The sequence below is a fragment of the Pseudomonas segetis genome (assembly GCF_900188155.1).
GTDB lineage: Bacteria > Pseudomonadota > Gammaproteobacteria > Pseudomonadales > Pseudomonadaceae > Aquipseudomonas > Aquipseudomonas segetis.
The window spans coordinates 210,946-227,975 of the sequence record NZ_FZOG01000006.1; the positions used below are offsets into that span (position 1 = coordinate 210,946).

General features: G+C 57.5%; 16 protein-coding genes and 1 pseudogene. 11 read left to right on the top strand and 6 right to left on the bottom strand.

Annotated features, from left to right (window positions below):
• Positions 1–17: 17 nt before the first annotated feature.
• Positions 18–641 (bottom strand): 2OG-Fe(II) oxygenase, encoded by a 624-nt coding sequence (locus tag CHB79_RS18340; RefSeq protein ID WP_089360945.1) that lies wholly within the window; start codon positions 639–641, stop codon positions 18–20.
• 85 nt (positions 642–726) lie between these two features.
• On the opposite strand from CHB79_RS18340, the gene CHB79_RS18345 reads away from it, so the two are divergent.
• Positions 727–1,494, top strand: coding sequence for a DUF2059 domain-containing protein (locus CHB79_RS18345; RefSeq protein ID WP_089361022.1), 768 nt, complete (start codon positions 727–729; stop codon positions 1,492–1,494).
• A gap of 32 nt (positions 1,495–1,526) precedes the next feature.
• On the opposite strand, the gene bipL is transcribed toward CHB79_RS18345, so the two are convergent.
• Positions 1,527–2,462, bottom strand: coding sequence for a phospholipase BipL (bipL, locus tag CHB79_RS18350; RefSeq protein WP_089360946.1), 936 nt, complete (start codon positions 2,460–2,462; stop codon positions 1,527–1,529).
• A gap of 120 nt (positions 2,463–2,582) precedes the next feature.
• On the opposite strand from bipL, the gene CHB79_RS18355 reads away from it, so the two are divergent.
• A complete protein-coding gene (locus CHB79_RS18355) occupies positions 2,583–3,161 on the top strand; it encodes a DUF6436 domain-containing protein (RefSeq protein ID WP_089360947.1) in 579 nt (192 codons plus the stop codon).
• 6 nt (positions 3,162–3,167) lie between these two features.
• On the opposite strand, the gene CHB79_RS18360 is transcribed toward CHB79_RS18355, so the two are convergent.
• On the bottom strand, positions 3,168–4,208 hold the full coding sequence (locus CHB79_RS18360) for an AraC family transcriptional regulator (protein WP_089360948.1): 1,041 nt from the start codon (positions 4,206–4,208) through the stop codon (positions 3,168–3,170).
• Positions 4,209–4,326: 118 nt separating this feature from the next.
• On the opposite strand from CHB79_RS18360, the gene CHB79_RS18365 reads away from it, so the two are divergent.
• The 4 genes from CHB79_RS18365 to CHB79_RS18380 all read left to right on the top strand — a co-directional run bounded on the left by CHB79_RS18365 (position 4,327) and on the right by CHB79_RS18380 (position 8,515).
• Positions 4,327–6,708, top strand: a complete 2,382-nt coding sequence (locus CHB79_RS18365; protein ID WP_089360949.1) for a penicillin acylase family protein — start codon at positions 4,327–4,329, stop codon at positions 6,706–6,708.
• 73 nt (positions 6,709–6,781) lie between these two features.
• Complete coding sequence (locus CHB79_RS18370) at positions 6,782–7,222, top strand: YtoQ family protein (RefSeq protein WP_089360950.1); 441 nt, start codon at positions 6,782–6,784, stop codon at positions 7,220–7,222.
• Positions 7,223–7,296: 74 nt separating this feature from the next.
• Positions 7,297–7,656 (top strand): DUF7079 family protein, encoded by a 360-nt coding sequence (locus CHB79_RS18375; RefSeq protein WP_029529423.1) that lies wholly within the window; start codon positions 7,297–7,299, stop codon positions 7,654–7,656.
• Positions 7,657–7,849: 193 nt separating this feature from the next.
• On the top strand, positions 7,850–8,515 hold the full coding sequence (locus tag CHB79_RS18380; protein ID WP_089360951.1) for an FMN-dependent NADH-azoreductase: 666 nt from the start codon (positions 7,850–7,852) through the stop codon (positions 8,513–8,515).
• A 23-nt stretch (positions 8,516–8,538) separates the two neighbouring features.
• On the opposite strand, the gene CHB79_RS18385 is transcribed toward CHB79_RS18380, so the two are convergent.
• Together CHB79_RS18385 and CHB79_RS18390 are read right to left on the bottom strand one after the other, a co-directional pair.
• Entirely contained in the window at positions 8,539–9,438 is a 900-nt protein-coding gene (locus CHB79_RS18385; protein ID WP_089360952.1) for a LysR substrate-binding domain-containing protein, read from the bottom strand.
• 34 nt (positions 9,439–9,472) lie between these two features.
• Positions 9,473–10,186, bottom strand: a complete 714-nt coding sequence (locus CHB79_RS18390) for a Type 1 glutamine amidotransferase-like domain-containing protein (RefSeq protein ID WP_176443222.1) — start codon at positions 10,184–10,186, stop codon at positions 9,473–9,475.
• Between the two features lie 400 nt (positions 10,187–10,586).
• On the opposite strand from CHB79_RS18390, the pseudogene CHB79_RS18395 reads away from it, so the two are divergent.
• From CHB79_RS18395 to argE, 4 genes and pseudogenes are all read left to right on the top strand, one after another.
• Positions 10,587–11,934 (top strand): annotated as a pseudogene (locus CHB79_RS18395) (flavin-containing monooxygenase).
• Complete coding sequence (locus CHB79_RS18400; RefSeq protein ID WP_010485571.1) at positions 11,934–12,353, top strand: RidA family protein; 420 nt, start codon at positions 11,934–11,936, stop codon at positions 12,351–12,353. The pseudogene CHB79_RS18395 and the gene CHB79_RS18400 overlap by 1 nt, the downstream one beginning before the upstream one ends.
• Positions 12,350–13,027, top strand: coding sequence for a DUF1028 domain-containing protein (locus CHB79_RS18405; RefSeq protein WP_089360954.1), 678 nt, complete (start codon positions 12,350–12,352; stop codon positions 13,025–13,027). Before CHB79_RS18400 ends, CHB79_RS18405 begins: the two co-directional genes overlap by 4 nt.
• Before the next feature lie 24 nt (positions 13,028–13,051).
• Positions 13,052–14,206, top strand: a complete 1,155-nt coding sequence (argE, locus tag CHB79_RS18410) for an acetylornithine deacetylase (protein WP_089360955.1) — start codon at positions 13,052–13,054, stop codon at positions 14,204–14,206.
• Between the two features lie 16 nt (positions 14,207–14,222).
• Here argE and CHB79_RS18415 read toward each other — a convergent pair whose 3' ends face one another.
• Positions 14,223–15,146, bottom strand: a complete 924-nt coding sequence (locus CHB79_RS18415) for a LysR family transcriptional regulator (RefSeq protein WP_089360956.1) — start codon at positions 15,144–15,146, stop codon at positions 14,223–14,225.
• A 377-nt stretch (positions 15,147–15,523) separates the two neighbouring features.
• Between CHB79_RS18415 and CHB79_RS18420 the strand changes: the two genes are divergently transcribed.
• Positions 15,524–17,014 (top strand): aldehyde dehydrogenase, encoded by a 1,491-nt coding sequence (locus CHB79_RS18420; protein ID WP_089360957.1) that lies wholly within the window; start codon positions 15,524–15,526, stop codon positions 17,012–17,014.
• Positions 17,015–17,030: the final 16 nt, after the last annotated feature.

The window sequence follows — 17,030 nt, forward strand, 5'->3', positions numbered from 1 at the left end:
ATCTCCACTCACCAGCCCTAAAGGACCGAGTCACCCCGCCGGCGAAACCAACCCGTTAACGACAAACGCTCACGCTGGGCGGGCAACACCTCATGGGGCATATCGGCGGACAGAAAGACTGCCAGTACCCCGGCTTGCGGCGCTATATCACGCACCCCGCCGCCTGGCAGGTGCAAGCGCAACTCGCCGCCCTGCCCGGTTTCCCACTCTTGATTAAGATACAGCACTACTGACACAGCGCGTCGGTCATCGTCACGAAAGCGATCCAGATGCTTCTTATAGAATGCACCCGGCGGATACAGGGCAAAATGGCTTTCGTAGTCTTCAAGCCCCAGATATAAACCTTGATTGATGGCTTGGCGCAATGACTCAAGTTTGGCCAAGTACTGGTCACAGGCTTGCGACTGGCCCGGTTCCAACCACTGGATACGATCACCGCGAATGCCTTCCTGTACCGCCAGGCCTTGGCCACGGCCTATACTCGCAGGCACTAATGCGCCCTGCGCTGCACGTTTACGGCACTCTTGGGCCAGTTCGAGGGTCAGAGTCTGTGAGATAAATGCAGGCTGCAGTGACCAGCCCTGCTCTGCCAGGTCGTCGACGATGCTCGAAAGCTGCTCTAGGGAAGGATTTTCAGACATGCCGATATTCTATCAGCGCTGCTTCTGCTTCTCGACAAGCATCGACTGGCCAATGAAAATAGCCGCACGCCAGACAGGAGTCCTTATGCGCGCCCTATGTGTTGCACTGTTTATGTTTATCAGCCTGCCGAGCCTGGCAGCGTCTTCAGTCGAATTGTACAAGGTCGCCGGTTGGCCCGAGCAGCGCGCCAACTTCAACGATGCCCTGAGCGCTGCCCAGGCGCGCTATCGCAGCACACTGCCGCCCGCGGTTTATAAGGCATTGGTCGACAACAGCAATAAACGCTTTGCGCCACAAGCCATGGACCAGCGCGCGCAACAAGCCCTGCAGGACAATCTGGCGGACCCAGCCCCTGCCGTCAGCTTCTTCAATTCCGCATTGGGCAAGAAAATAGTGGCTGCAGAAACCCTGGCCACCCGCAAGGATCAACTTGCCCGCTACGCCAATGGCCTGCCGCAAGTTGATGCCTCAGACAGCCGGCGCCTGCTGATTGGCCATCTGGCGCAAGCCTTGCCCGCCAAGGAAGCCGGCGCCGAAGTCAGCCTGGCGCTGGCCGGTGTGGCAGCAGACAGCCTCAGCCAGATGATTCCAGGCTTGCTCGGTGGCGGCACTGCACAGGCGCTGCTCAGCTCGCAACGGCAAAACCTGATGAACCAAATCGGCGCGGAGCTGGATAACACCTTGTTGTTTGTCTATCGCGACCTCAGCGATGCCGAGCTTGAAGAGTTTGTCAGCTTCGCCCAGTCAGATGCAGGTAAAACCTACTACCAGGCAGCACTAGCTGCGATGCGCGCAGGCTTGGCTGTCGGCCAGAACACAGCGGATCTGGCGCCAGCCCCGCAAGGTATTTAATCCCGGCGCGTCACTGGCGCCTTGCGGTTGGGCTATTTGCGCATCTGTTCGGTCAGAAATGCAAAGTACTGGTCGCGGTAGAGCTGCGACTCATTGGCCATGTGATGCCGCGCCTCGGGTAAAAGCAAAATCTTCGGCGCCTTAAATTTCTCCTTGAGCACCTGTAGATTGTGCCGCCAATCCACCGTCATATCGCTTTCACCCTGGATTATCAAAGGGCTCCGCGGGCTCGGCGGCGCCATTTCGATGTGCAGCACCCAGCGGGCCAACGAGCCAACCCATGCCGTGGGCAAGCATTGCGGCTGCAGTGAGTCGTGGTGATGGAGGAAGTCGATAAATTCAGTATCGTGCGAATTTTCGGTAAAACGTCTTGAGATCTTGCGCACGAAAGGCTTAAGCAAGTGATAGCTCAACTTCGACCACCCCCATGCACGGGGCCGTACCAGGGGTGAAAACAGGATGCTCTGGCCAATTTCAGGGCCGGGATTACCCGTAAGCAGATAATCAACCACAATCGCCCCGCCGGTGCTCTGGCCAAACAGGTGCCAGGGCTGCGGCAAGTCTAATTGCCCAACCTGCGCCAAAGCGGCCTTGAGCACGATCTGGTATTCAGCAAAATCACCGATACTGGCCCGCGCACCGCTCGATAAGCCATGCCCCGGCAGATCAAATGCAAAGACGGCGAAATCCATGCTTAACGCCCACTCAATGACATGGCGATACAGTGCCAAGTGATCGTAATAACCATGCAGCAAGACCAGGGTTGCCTTGGGCGCTTGGGGCCACCACACCTGGGCTGCGATGCGATAACCGGCGGCATCAAAGAAACCCAGACGCACCTGCCGCGCCGCGAGCTTGTCGAGCCGATAGAACGAGCGGTACGCCTGCTCGTGCGGCAAGCTCATGGCAGCTGCGGCTATGGGTCGCAGACCGGCGACCACGCTGTCAGGGGTGAAACGCTCTGGCATTGGGCTTTCCATGATTGGTGGGCGTGTAGGGCGATTATTTCACGTCATTGCCTGCACTGCGGATATTTTGCTGCCGGGCGCATCGTGGCAAGCTATACCACCTTGGATAGACAGCTCACCATGCCAGTTACCCGTCATAAAATCATCATTGCCAGTATTGCCGTAGTCGCAGTGATCGTTGCGCTATGGTCGGCATTTGTTTGGTTTGAAGCACGCTACCTGCGCGCATTCAGTGAGCGCACAGCCATTTTCACGGGAGCAGATATTCGCTTACCCCCTGACATAGCAGGGCCCGGCCCGATTCGACTGGTGCATTTCTGGGACCCCGCATGCCCCTGCAATGTCGGCAATCAACAACACCTTGCGGAACTGGTCGAACACTTCGCAGTGCAAGGCGTTGCGTTTTACGCAGTGCAAAAACCGGGAAGCAGCGGCCAGTTGCCCGACACCCTCAAAGCACTGAAGCCCTTGCAACAACTGCCGGGGAGCGAAAAGCTGCCAGCAAGCCCAGCCGTGGCGATTTGGGACCGAGCGGGCAATCTCGCCTACTTTGGCCCATACAGCTCGGGGCTCACCTGTAATTCGAGCAACAGCTTTATCGAGCCAATCCTTAACGCCCTGGCTGAAGGGCGCTCGGTCAGCGCCAGCAATAATATGGCGGTGGGTTGCTTCTGTTACTGGAACGCCAGCGACAAATAGCCGGAGTCAACACCGCGCTTTATGTTTTGGGGTGCAACCCTGCCAACGCCTGAACGCCCGGTAGAATGGCGACAACTCAGCAAAGCCGCAGGCCCTGGCAACATCACGCGTCGCCATGCCTTGCTCCAGCAGCGCCAGCGCACGTAGCCTGCGAACCTCATCGTGGAGCTGACGAAAACTGCTGCCTTGGGCTGCCAGATCCCGCTGCAAGGCCGCCGGTTTTAGATTCAACGCCGGCGCGCAAGCCTGCAAGCTGCAGAGCTGTTGCCCCAGGTTTGCTTCCAGCCAGTTACGGACCCGGTCCAGCAAGAGGTTCTCGCTCAGTTCCGCCAGCTCGACTGTCGCCTGCTCACTAAGCAGCTTGAACAGCCGTGGGTTGGCACTGCGCGACGGCCTGGCAAGCAGTGCCTGGGGAAAGATCAAGGCATCGTGGCGCTGACAGAACTGTGGCGTGACACCAAACAGGCGCCGATGCTCACTGATGCGCCGTGGCGCCGGATGCCGGAACTCGACTGCACTCAGGCAGAACTCATCGTCGGTCACACTGCTGAGTTGTTTCTGCCAAAGCAGGGCCAGGCATTCGATTTGCTGACGCAACGAGCCGACCCCTCGGTAGTTGAGGTCGATAATCAGCCGTACGCTGTCGCGCTGTTCCTCAAGCCGTGCAGCAAAGCCACCCGAGAGAATGTGCTGGAAGCGCACAAAGCTTTCCAGCGCCTGGCGCAAATCACGACTGGCCAATAGCAGGTAGCCCACCACGTCCATCGGTCGCGGCTTCATCACTTCGCCCAGGTGCAGGCCGATATCCACATCGCCGGTCAACTGCTCGAGTGCCTGCCAAAAGCGCGGTGCACTGTCATGTTCCTGGCGAGTGTCAATCAATGGCGGCGACAAACGTGCACCGTCATAGGCGCGTCGGTAAGTATCCGTTGGATCAAAGCCAAGGCTGCTCAATCCCTCATACAGCAAGCGGCGCATGGTCGCCGAGTGAGTCAGGCTGATGGTGGGTAACTGTTGTTCGCTGATCATCTGCACTTCGCGACCCATTGATTGACCAGATAATTTCACTGCAAATGCATTTGGTCAATGCTGTATAGCTGTCTAGTCCGCACAATAGCGACATAAAACGCGGCTAGAACCGCAAGACAACAATAAGGATGATCGAATGAAACGCTCCCTCACTGCACTGGCCGTCATCGTTGCTCTAGCGGCGGCTGGCGGCGGTTGGTATTGCACCAGCAAGCAACCCAAGCGCGAGGGAGAAATCGCCCTGCAACAGCTGCAAGCACCTGTCAGCGTGCGCTACGACGAGCGCGGCGTGCCGCATATCAAGGCTGAAAACGAAGCGGACATGTACCGCGCCCTTGGCTATGTACATGCCCAGGATCGGCTGTTCCAAATGGAACTGATGCGCCGCCTGGCACGGGGGGAATTGGCAGAGGTATTGGGCAGCAAGCTGGTTGATACCGATCGCTTGTTCCGCACCCTGGAAATTCGTCAGCATGCCGACAAGTACGTGCAGAAGATGGATAAAAGCAGTGCATCATACAAAGCGCTGCAGGCCTATCTCGACGGTATAAACCAGTATCAGGACAACAATCCGGCTCCTGTTGAGTTTGATCTACTGGGCATTAACAAGCGCCCCTTTACCGTCGCCGATACCATCAGCGTTGCCGGCTACATGGCTTACAGCTTTGCTGCCGCGTTTCGCACAGAACCGGTGTTGAGCTACGTGCGCGACCAGCTCGGCCCGGACTACCTCAAGGTGTTTGACCTGGCCTGGCATCCACAAGGCGTGATACAGCAACCGCTGGCCAGCAACGACTGGCAAGACCTCAACAGCATCGCCCGCCTGAGCAACGATGCGCTCGCCGAAGCGGGCTTGCCACAGTTCGAGGGCAGCAATGCCTGGGCCGTATCGGGTAGCCGCACGGCCAGCGGCAAGCCATTACTGGCGGGCGATCCGCATATTCGTTTCTCGGTACCCGCCGTCTGGTACGAAGCGCAACTCAGCTACCCCGGCTTTGACTTATATGGCCATCACCAGGCGCTCAACCCGGTTGCATCCCTGGGCCACAACAAGGACTTCGCCTGGAGCATCACCATGTTCCAGAACGATGACCTGGATCTGATTGCCGAGAAAGTGAATCCCGACAACCCCAACCAGGTGTGGTATCACGGCCAATGGACAGACCTGCAAAGCCGTACCGAAACCATCACTGTCAAGGATGCCGAGCCGGTCACCCTGACTCTGCGCCGCTCGCCCCATGGCCCTATCATCAACGATGCCTTGGGCGAGTCCGCTGGCAAGACGCCTATCGCCATGTGGTGGGCGTTCCTAGAAACCGATAACCCGATCCTCGAAGGTTTTTACCAGCTCAACCGTGCCGACACTCTTGAAAAAGCACGCACAGCGTCGGAAAAAATCGAGTCGCCCGGCCTCAACGTGATCTGGGCCAACGCCAAGGGTGATATCGGCTGGTGGGCGGCGGCCAAGCTGCCGCGCCGCCCTGCTGGGGTCAACCCGAGCTTTATTCTCGACGGCTCCACGGAGGAAGCGGACAAGCTCGGCTATTACCCATTCAGCGATAACCCGCAGGAAGAAAACCCACAGCGCGGTTACATCGTCTCGGCCAACTTCCAGACGGTTTCGCCAACAGGTATAGAAATCCCCGGCTACTACAACTTGCCAGACCGCGGCCAGCGCCTGAATCAACGCCTGGCTGACAACTCGGTCAAGTGGGACTTGAGCAACAGCCAGGCACTACAGCTTGATCCGGGCACCGGTTACGCACCACGCTTGCTGGCCCCCATCATCGATGACTTGCGCAAGGCCGCCACTAATGAGCAAGAGCAAGCCCTGGTTGAACAGTTGGTTAGCTGGAATGGCGACCATACACTCGACGCAACTGCTCCAACCCTGTTCAACCAGCTTGTATATGAATTGGCCAGGCACGCCATGGGCGATGAGTTGCAAGGGCCGTTTTTCGAGAATCTGCTCGCCACGCGGGTGCTTGATGTCGCACTGCCACGCCTGACAGCTGATGCCGACTCGCCATGGTGGGATAACCGCAGCACCGACGCCATCGAAGACCGTGCCCAAACGGTCAAGGCGGCTTGGCAGGCGAGTATTGCCCACCTCAAGCAAACCCTTGGCGCCGACCCGAAAAGCTGGCAATGGGGCACGGCACATACCCTCACCCACAACCACCCGCTGGGCCAGAAAAAACCGCTGGATCGCCTGTTCAACGTCGGCCCATTCGCAGCGCCGGGAGGCCATGAAACACCAAACAACCTGTCGCACCGCGTAGGCCCGGCACCCTGGTCGGTGGTTTACGGCCCATCCACGCGGCGCCTGATAGACATGGCCGATGCCAGCACAGCGCTGGGAATCAACCCGGTCGGCCAGAGCGGCACGCCGTTCGACAAGCACTACAGCGACCAGGCCCAGCGCTATATACAAGGCGTTTACCTGCCCATGCACCTGAGCGACAGTGATGTTGCCGCACACACCAGCAGCACCCTGACCCTCATGCCTGCCCGCTGAACCAGGCGGCGCGTCGTCACAGGCGCGCCATGGTTGGTATAGTGGTTGTCTTTAACAAAGCATTGAGGTTCTGATGACTTGGACAGTCTACTTATCCGGCGAAATTCATACCGACTGGCGTGAGCGCATTATCAATGGCGCCGCCAAAGCCCAGCTCGACATCAAGTTCACCTCGGCCAATACCGATCACGAAAGCAGTGATGCCGCCGGTGATGTACTCGGCGCTGAAACCGAAAGCTTCTGGCGCGACCACAAGTCATCCAAGGTCAATGCGATTCGCACCAAGACCCTGCTTGAACAATGCGACGTGGCAATCATTCGTTTCGGCGACAAATACAAACAGTGGAATGCCGCCTTTGACGCAGGCTTTTGCGCCGCACTGGGCAAGCCCTATATCACCCTGCACGCGGACGACATTATCCACCCGCTGAAAGAAGTCGACGCCGCCGCCATGGCCTGGGCACAGACACCCGAGCAAGTGGTTGAGCTACTGAGCTACGTCACGCAACAGTAATCACCCGCAAGCGCACTGACCGCCGCCATTGAAACGCGCAGCGGTCAGGGCAACCTGGCCAGGACACCTTGATAGTGGAATACGTTTTGAGCCCGCACGAAAGAGCCCGAATAAGAGCCGTGCTTAGCGAGGCGTTCAATGACCTTCCTGTTGATTACGACTACCTCGCCGAACAGGTAAAAGATGTTGATCCCAAGGTGCTGCATGAAATCCTTTATTCCGAGGTGGCCCCCCTGTGTTTCTCCAACCTTGCCGCGCCAGTACCGCCGGTGTGGACAGGCTTTGAGCCCGACTCGCTCAACGCGATGATTGATCAGCGGCTGGCCGCAAGAGAACGCCATTGGCTACGCAGGCAGTTTGATAAAATCCTGATTCGCTGGCTCAGTTATAATTACGCTTATATCTGGCAAGAAATCACCCGCCGAATTAAATAGCCAACCACTGGCCTTTAATAATCGGCAAATAGTTGAATCATTATTTAGAACAATAACTAACTGAGCGCTTCACCGCACTTGAGTTTTACTTAACCCTGCGCAAACAAAACTCAATAGTCAGACCTCATGAAGTTATGGCCCACTTGTTCATGCCTTGAGCTTATTCAAGCTCAGATTAAACAGGATCTCAGCCATGACAACTCTTTTGCATATTGATGCCAGTGTTCGCTCTGAACGTTCGCTAAGCCGTAAACTCTCGCAGGCCTTTGTCGATGCCTGGGTTGCACATGATGACAATGCACAGGTTATTGTTCGTGACATTGGCCGCAATCCACCGCCATTCATCACCGAAGACTGGATAGCAGCGGTATTTACCCCCGAAGCGCATATGACGACTGAAAAGCGCGAGGCGCTAAGTGTCTCGGACGAGTTGATCGATGAGCTAAACCGCGCCGATGTCATCGTTATCGGCACGCCGATGTACAACTACGGCATGCCTGCCCAGCTCAAGTCCTGGTTCGACAACGTGATCCGCATCGGCAAGACGTTCAGCTTTGATTTGGGCCGCGGTGATTACCCGCTGGAACCTATCATGACCGGCAAGAAACTGGTGATTTTGTCTTCCCGTGGCGAGTTCGGCTTTGGCCCCGGAGGGATACGCGAATCCATGAACCACCTGGACACTCATATCCGGACCTGTGCGCACTATTTGGGTGTGAATCAAACTCACGGGATTTCCATCGACTACCAGGAGTTTGGTGATGATCGGCATCAAGCCTCCATCGCCGATGCTTTCGACGCTGTGCCGCGCCTGGTCATGCAGATGCTCGAGAAAAAACCTCAACTGTCGCCAGCATGAATGACTGTGCCGCTGCCTGGCTCCTAGCCGGCACTGAATTGAGCAGCCTCGCTCAGCAGCCAATCCTTGAACAGTGCCAGGTTGCTGTTCGAGGCCTGCCCTGGCCCCTCGACCAGATGGTAAGAAAAGCCAGGCAGGCTTGGGCCTTCCACAGGACGTATCTGCCCAGTGCGCAATTCCTCGTCAACCAGTAGGTTGCTGCAGAGCAACGGGCCCAGCCCCTGTTCCATAGCGCGTAGCGCCAGGGTTTCCTCGCTGTACCAGGAGGTGCGTAACTCGCGAGCGCTGTCATGTTCAACCTGAGCCAGCCAAGCAGACCAGGATGGCGCGGCAAGCGCCTGGTTTTTCCATTTGAACGCCAGCAGTGGCCGACTGTAGAAATCGCTTATCCGTGCCTGTCGATCGGTTGGACAGATGCTTGTATGCGCCACGGCAATGTATCTGTCCGCGAACAGCACCGGCCCCCGCAGGTTCCCATCGAACGGGCCATAGCGAATCGCCAGGTCTACAGCCTCGCTACGCAGGTCCACGATCTTTTCCGATGCATGGATAGACACCACAAGGTTGGGATAAGCCGCGTTGAACCTGGGCAGGCGCGGCATGAGCCAGCGCTCGGCAAATGCCCGGGTGGTTGACACCTCGATGCTGTCTTTCGCCTTTGGCGCGGCGAGCAAGGCAAAGGCCTGGGCGATCTGGTCGAAACCGTCGCGCAGCAGCGGATAGATTGTCTTGCCTGCTGGAGTGAGGCTGACCGAGCGCCCCCTTTCCAACAACTTTTGCCCCAGGCCATCTTCTAGCTGACGAACTTGATGACTCACCGCCGCAACCGTCACAGACAGCTCGTCAGCCGCAGCAGAAAAACTCTGGTGACGCGCCACGGCCTCGAATGCACGCACGGAGTTCAACGGAGGTATTTTGCGCATCGTTTTTTCCTGGCGACCATCTGCTTAGAATGACCTACAAGGGTAATTTCTGCCCAGCGCTAAACCGCTCGACGCTAACCTCGCCGGACACCGGCGTGTAGAGGTAGGCAAAGGCGTTCGGGAGACTGCTAAGGACTTGAGCGACGCCATCATGCCAATAGATTGCCGCACCATTGTCGCACGCAACCGCCCTTTCACCTGAGGTGCGCACCAACTCCAACAAAGGAGCATGGCGCTGTTCTTTATCCAGATGTGGACAAAATACACCAGGCAGAAAACCCAGGGCGCCGAGACGTTTAAGCTTCCAGTCCGAGCCTGCAGTGAATCGATCCGAGTCGCTTAGCCCGGCTTCATACCAACAGATAGCACCTGCGCTCAATCCCGCGAGAACCGTGCCACTCTCCCCGGCCTGACGTAAAGCTGCTGCGATCCGAAAATCCCGCCATACGGCTAGCATCTTTTCGGTGTTGCCACCGCCGACATAAACCAGATCGGCATTTAGAATTTTGTGCATGGCTTGCTGATGGGAAAAGTCGGTGCGCGATGCCAGCAGAAAATCAACTTCGCAACCCAGCCGCTCGCCATAGACATGCTGGAAAGTCGCGCAATAGCCATCTGCATCGCCACTTGCAGTGGGAATAAACAATGCTTTTGGAGTGGATTTTCCAGTTTGACTGCAAATAAACGCGTCCAAATCCAGCGTTTCCAACTCAGAAATCTCACCACCACCAATGGTTATAATCTTCACGCTCAATGACCTTGATTCAAGAAGGCTAGTCGGGGCCGGCGCCAGTGTAGCGCCCACCCGCATCACTTGCATGGGTCGCCCAACCCACACAATTGCAGGCCCGTTGCGGAGATTTTGGTGAGTTTGTGCATCAATGACGATGAGCCAGGCCTTGGCGCAGGCCACGAACTATTTTCCACCTGCGCTATTGGCAGCGTTATCGACCCTCTTGCCTGACGACGCGCGATGCCCAACATGGGCCTTTCCCCCCGCAAGCAGTGGTCTGGAGGCCTGTAACTACGAGGCAAAGCAGCTTTTAGATAAGCAACAACGACAAAAAACATAATTTCGCTAATCAGCCCCGGTGGACAGAATGCAGCTGTAGACAGTTCGGCGCCGTCAGTAAAGGCCGCGTCTTGACCTGAATTTGTCCCGCCTTCCACATGGGCTCAGATATGACAGTTGAACATCTTCAAATCGATACGCTTGTCGTCGGCGCAGGCCAGGCAGGTGTGGCCATGAGCGAACACCTGAGCAAACTTGGGGTGGAGCACCTTGTCTTGGAGCGCAACCGTATCGCCGAAGCCTGGCGAACCGGGCGCTGGGATTCACTGGTGGCTAACGGCCCAGCCTGGCATGACCGCTTTCCAAACCTTGAATTTGATCTCGACCCAGATGCCTTTGCACCGAAAGAGCAAGTGGCGGATTACTTCGTCGAGTACGCCAGGACCTTCAACGCACCGATCCGCACAGGCGTGGAAGTCAAGCAAGTGGTGCGCAATAACGGCCGCCCCGGTTTCACCATTGAAACCTCTGAAGGCATGATCGAGGCCAATCGCGTGGTTGCCGCAACAGGCCCTTTCCAGCGTCCGGTAATCCCGCCGATTGCGCCAAACGATAGCAATATCCACCAGTTGCACTCGGCGGCCTATCGCAATCCGCAACAGTTGCCCGAGGGTGCGGTGCTGGTGGTTGGCGCGGGCTCGTCCGGGGTGCAAATCGCCGAGGAATTGATGCGTTCCGGCAAACAGGTCTACCTCTCGGTTGGCGCCCATGACCGGCCGCCACGCAGCTATCGCAATCGTGATTTTTGCTGGTGGCTCGGCGTGCTTGGCCAGTGGGATGCAGAAGCGGCGCAGCCCGGCAAAGAGCACGTAACCATTGCCGTGAGCGGCGCACGCGGCGGCCAGACCATTGATTTTCGCAACCTTGCCAACCAAGGCATGACCCTGGTTGGCCTGACCAAGGCCTTCAATAACGGCGTTGTAACCTTTCAACCAGACCTTGCCGAGAACCTGGCGCGCGGCGATGAAAACTACCTGGCCCTGCTTGATGCTGCAGACGCCTATATCGAACGCAATCAGCTCGACCTGCCGGAAGAGCCCGAGGCGCGCAAGAAGCACCCGGATCCGGCATGCGTCACCCACCCAATTCTTGAGCTTGACCTGGCAGCAGCAGGCATTACCTCAATTATCTGGGCGACCGGTTATGCGGTTGATTTCAGTTGGCTAAAGGTTGACGCCTTCGATGCCCAGGGCAAGCCACGGCATCAACGCGGCGTCTCCAGCGAACCGGGCATCTACTTCCTTGGCCTGCCTTGGTTGTCACGTCGTGGCTCGACCTTTATCTGGGGCGTGTGGCACGACGCCAAACACATCGCCGATCACATCGTCACGCAGCATAAATACCGCGACTACCGCGACGCCACGCAGCGCCAGGCCGAAGGCGACTCACAGGCGCAACCCTTTCGTATCATGGGAGTCAGCTGATGCCAACACACACTCGCATCCGCATGTTCAACACCAAGGACACCTACCCCAACCAGTCATTGGATAACGACCTCTGCCAAGCCGTGCGCGCGGGCAATACCGTCTATGTACGCGGCCAGGTCGGCACCGATTTTGACGGTAACCTGGTGGGCCTGGGCGATCCGCGTGCACAGGCGGAGCAGGCAATGAAGAACGTCAAGCAACTGCTCGAAGAAGCTGGCAGTGACATGAGCCACATCGTCAAGACCACCACTTACCTGACCGACCCACGCTTTCGTGAGCCGGTGTATCAGGAAGTCGGTAAATGGCTCAAGGGCGTATTCCCGATTTCAACCGGCCTGGTGGTTTCGGCACTTGGCCAGCCGCAGTGGCTGATGGAAATTGACGTGATTGCGGTAATTCCCGAGGAGCAAGCATGACCTTTTCAATTGTCGGCCGTTGCCCAGAAACCGGCCAGTTGGGCATTGCCATCAGCTCATCCAGCATCGCGGTTGGCGCACGTTGCCCCTGGCTGAGAAGCTCAGTTGGCGCGGTTTCAACCCAAAATATCACCTTGCCTGCACTTGGCCCTGAAATCCTCGACTTGCTCGAAGGAGGCGAATCCGCCGCCAGCGCACTGGACAAGGCACTTTCACGCCACGGCTACAGCCAGTACCGGCAAGTCACAGTGATCGACATGGACGGGCAAACTGCACATTTCACCGGCAGCAAGGCGCTTGGAGTCAACCATGCCCTGGCGGGAGAAAGTTGCGTGGCGGCAGGTAATCTTTTGAGTGACCAGGCGGTAATCGAGGCCATGGTTCGCGCCTTCGAGGATAGCGCGGGCGAAGCCCTTGCTGATCGTCTGTTGAGCGCCATGAACGCTGCAATGAGTGCCGGTGGCGAAGCCGGGCCCGTGCATTCGGCCGCACTGTCGGTGGTAAGCGACCTGCTCTGGCCAATTGTTGATCTGCGAGTAGACTGGTCAGAACAAGACCCTATTGCCGACTTGGATAAGCTTTGGCAGGCCTACCGCCCACAGATGCAGGACTACGTGACCCGCGCGCTCGACCCGACCAAAGCCCCGACCTACGGCGTACCCGGCGACGAGTAGCGCCAGCTCCGGGAGAGACTGACCATGCAAAACAGCCGTCAATTACTGGCCAGGTTGATTGAGTTCAATACCGTTAGCCGTGAGTCAAACCTGGCGCTGATCGACTTTATCAGCACCTACCTCAAGGGCTTCGACATCCCATGCCAGCTGTTCTTCAATGCCGAAGGCAGCAAGGCTAATCTGTTCGCAACTATAGGTCCGGACATCCCTGGCGGCGTTGTGCTTTCAGGGCACACCGACGTGGTGCCGGTCGAGGGGCAGGCCTGGACCTTGTCGCCCTTCTCAATGACCGAGCGCGACGGCCACTTGTTTGGTCGCGGCACAGCCGACATGAAAGGCTTTATTGCCTGCGTGCTGGCCGCAGTGCCGCAGTTTCTGGCCGCACCGCTGAAGCAACCCGTGCATTTTGCGTTTTCCTACGACGAAGAAGTAGGCTGCCTGGGCGTGCGTTCCCTGCTGGCTGATTTGCAACAACGACCGCATAAACCCAGCGTTTGCATCATCGGTGAACCCACATTGATGAAGCCGGTGCTAGGCCATAAAGGCAAGTTGGCCATGCGCTGCAATATCCAGGGCGCGGCTTGTCATTCGGCTTATGCTCCGCAAGGCGTCAACGCCATCGAATATGCAGCAAAGCTGATTGGCAAACTCGGTGAAATCGGCCAGAACTTGCGTGCGCCGCAGTTGCACGATCCCCGTTTCGACCCACCATTCTCCACAGTGCAGACCGGTATGATCAGTGGCGGGCGGGCCTTGAACATCGTCCCTGCCGAGTGCCAGTTTGATTTCGAGGTCCGCGCCCTGCCATCGGACGACCCGCAAGATGTCGCCGACCAAGTGCAGCAGTTCGCCAAGGATGAATTACTGCCGAGAATGCATGCGGTCGATACACAGACGTCCATCGAGTTCAGCCAGCTTTCCGCCTATCCGGGCCTGGCAACGGACGCCCAAAGCCCGGCCGCACAATTGATTGCCCTGCTCAGCCAATGCGATGACTTCAGCACGGTAGCCTTCGGTACCGAAGGTGGCTTATTCGATAAAGCCGGAATTGCCACAGTTGTCTGCGGGCCAGGCAGTATCGAGCAAGCGCACAAACCAGACGAGTTCATCAGCATTGCACAGCTTGAACAGTGCGATGCCATGCTCAGTCGCCTGGCGCAGTGGTTAAAAACAGCGTAAGCCGGATAACGCTGTTTTATCCGCCACTTGTGACCGTCGGTGGCGCCAGATGCTCTTTGCAGTAATCAACAAACAACTGCGCCGGCTTGGTCAGTTGCGCCCGCTTGAGCCAGGCGGCGACCAGACCTGAGCCGGTAACCTTTTCACTGATGTCCACCATCACCACTTTCTGGCCGTCGTAGGTGCATTCCGAACGCGGCCGGGTGACCAATATCGAGAAGCCAAACCCCTGGCCAACCATGCCACGCACCATTTCGATCGAAGGCGAGCTAAAGCCAATATTCGGGCTCAGGCCAAGCTCCTCGAACAGGCTGACGAAGTAGGTACGGCTGGGCTGCACATCGAGCAGAATCATCGGTTCTAGCACCAAGTCACGCAGTGAAACCTGTGCCTGCTGGGCAAACCTGTGGTTTTCAGGAAGCAATGCGTAAGGCGGTTGCGGCGGCATCAGCGGCTCGACCTCAATGGTGCCATCAAGGTCGTGCTCATACAGGATCGCCAAGTCAAAACGGCCACCGGTCAGGCCTTGGACCAAATCCTGTTGCTCACCGTCAAAGATGCGGATGTCCACGCCGGGATACAGCGTGCGAAAGCCGGCAATCAATCCTGGTAAATACAAGGGTGCAACGGTTTCAAAACAACCGATATCAATCTGTCCGCAGACCACGTCGTTGTCCGCCAGCGCATTCTGCTCGAATTCGTGGGACATGCGCAGCAGCTCTTGCGCCTTGCGGTAAAAGCGCGCGCCGCTCGGGGTCAACGATACGCCCTGGGCGTGATGACGAATAAACAACTGCACGCCAAAGCTTTCTTCCAAGCCCTTGATCGCCGTTGATATCGAGGGTTGCGCGATGTACAGCTTGCGCGATGCCTCGGCCACGCTGCCGCACTCGACGGTGGTTACAAAATACTTCAATTGACGCAGGGTATAAGCCGCCACGATAAACCTCGTCTGACCACCCCGGCGAACCAGGATGGGGCATTGCAGTGTTTGATTACTCAAGTGGCCTGTGCAAGCAATTTACACGCCCCACCTGGCTGGAACTCAAATAACTCACTGCTTTTATTGATTATATTGGCCGTTCAAGCCACCTGTATGCTAGCCGGGTGAACATCCGCAAGACTAGAACCGCCGTCCGTCAACCTTACTGCACAATCGCCATGCATGGCGCTCCTTATTGGTGCTGGCTTAACCAGCTTTTTCATATACCCCGAAGACATATTTAATAATTTTCCTTGGCGCGCGCATCAGCCAACATCGTCCCACGGTAATAAATATGGCCTATTCGGTTTGGGCAGTGAGCGAGGGGTAATCCGGTGTTTGAACTCAGTGACTGGCAACAACGTGCACAGCAGCAACGCTTTATCACCACCGCGCTGATTGCAGGCCAACCGGTTACCCCGGCATCTGGCGCGACCTTCAGCGCCATCAACCCTGCGACCCAACAAGTGCTGGCCGAGGTCAGTGCCTGCGCTGAAGCCGAAATTGACCTGGCCGTTCGCGCCGCGCGTGAAGCCTTCGACAATGGCCCCTGGGCACGCATGGCGCCAGTGGAGCGCAAGGCCGTGCTGCAAAAGCTTGCGGCACTGATGCTGGAAAATCGCGAAGAGCTGGCGCTGCTCGACTCCCTGAATATGGGCAAGCCAGTGATGGATGCCTGGAATATCGATGTGCCGGGCGCTGCCAATGTATTTGCCTGGTACGCCGAAAGTATCGACAAACTCTACGACCAGGTCGCGCCCACCGCCGCCAACACGCTGGCCACTATCACCCGCGAACCTCTTGGCGTCATCGGCGCCGTGGTGCCCTGGAACTTCCCGTTGGACATGGCCGCGTGGAAACTTGCGCCAGCCCTGGCGTCCGGTAACAGCGTGGTGCTCAAGCCAGCGGAACAATCGCCCTTCTCGGCCCTGCGCCTGGCTGAACTGGCGCTTGAAGCGGGGCTTCCCGCTGGCGTACTCAACGTGGTGCCGGGGCTGGGTGAAACCGCAGGCAAAGCCTTGGGCCTGCACCCGGATGTCGACAGCCTGGTGTTCACCGGCTCGACCGAGGTGGGCAAGTATTTCATGCAATACGCTGCGCAATCCAATCTCAAGCAAGTGTGGCTGGAGTGCGGCGGCAAGAGCGCAAACCTGGTGTTTGCTGATTGCCAGGACCTGGAACTGGCAGCGGAAAAGGCAGCCTTTGGCATCTTCTTCAATCAGGGCGAGGTCTGCTCGGCCAACTCGCGGTTACTGGTCGAACGCTCGATTCATGATCAGTTTGTTGAACTGCTTATCGACAAGGCCCGTGCCTGGTTACCGGGCGATCCGCTGAACCCGGCAAGCACTGCCGGCGCCATCGTCGACTCACGCCAGACCCAGCGCATCCTCGATTACATTGCGCAAGCCCGTGAGCAAGGCGCGCACGTCGTCTGTGGCGCCAAGCAACTAGAGTTCAACGGCTCGGCCAACTTTATCGAACCGACTATTTTGTGCAACGTCAGCAGTGACATGCAGATTGCCCGCGAAGAGGTGTTTGGCCCGGTTCTGGCGGTAATCGCCTTCGACACCGAAGAGCAAGCCATCAAGCTCGCCAACGACAGCATCTACGGCCTCGCCGCATCGGTCTGGAGCGATGATCTCAACCGCGCTCACCGGGTTGCCAGGCAGCTCAAGGCAGGCACGGTTTCAGTCAATACCGTGGACGCACTGGATGTAACAGTACCCTTTGGTGGTGGCAAGCAATCCGGTTTTGGCCGTGACCTGTCGCTCCATGCATTCGATAAATTTACCCAGCTAAAAACAACCTGGTTTCAACTGCGCTAAGCAACCACTGATGAAG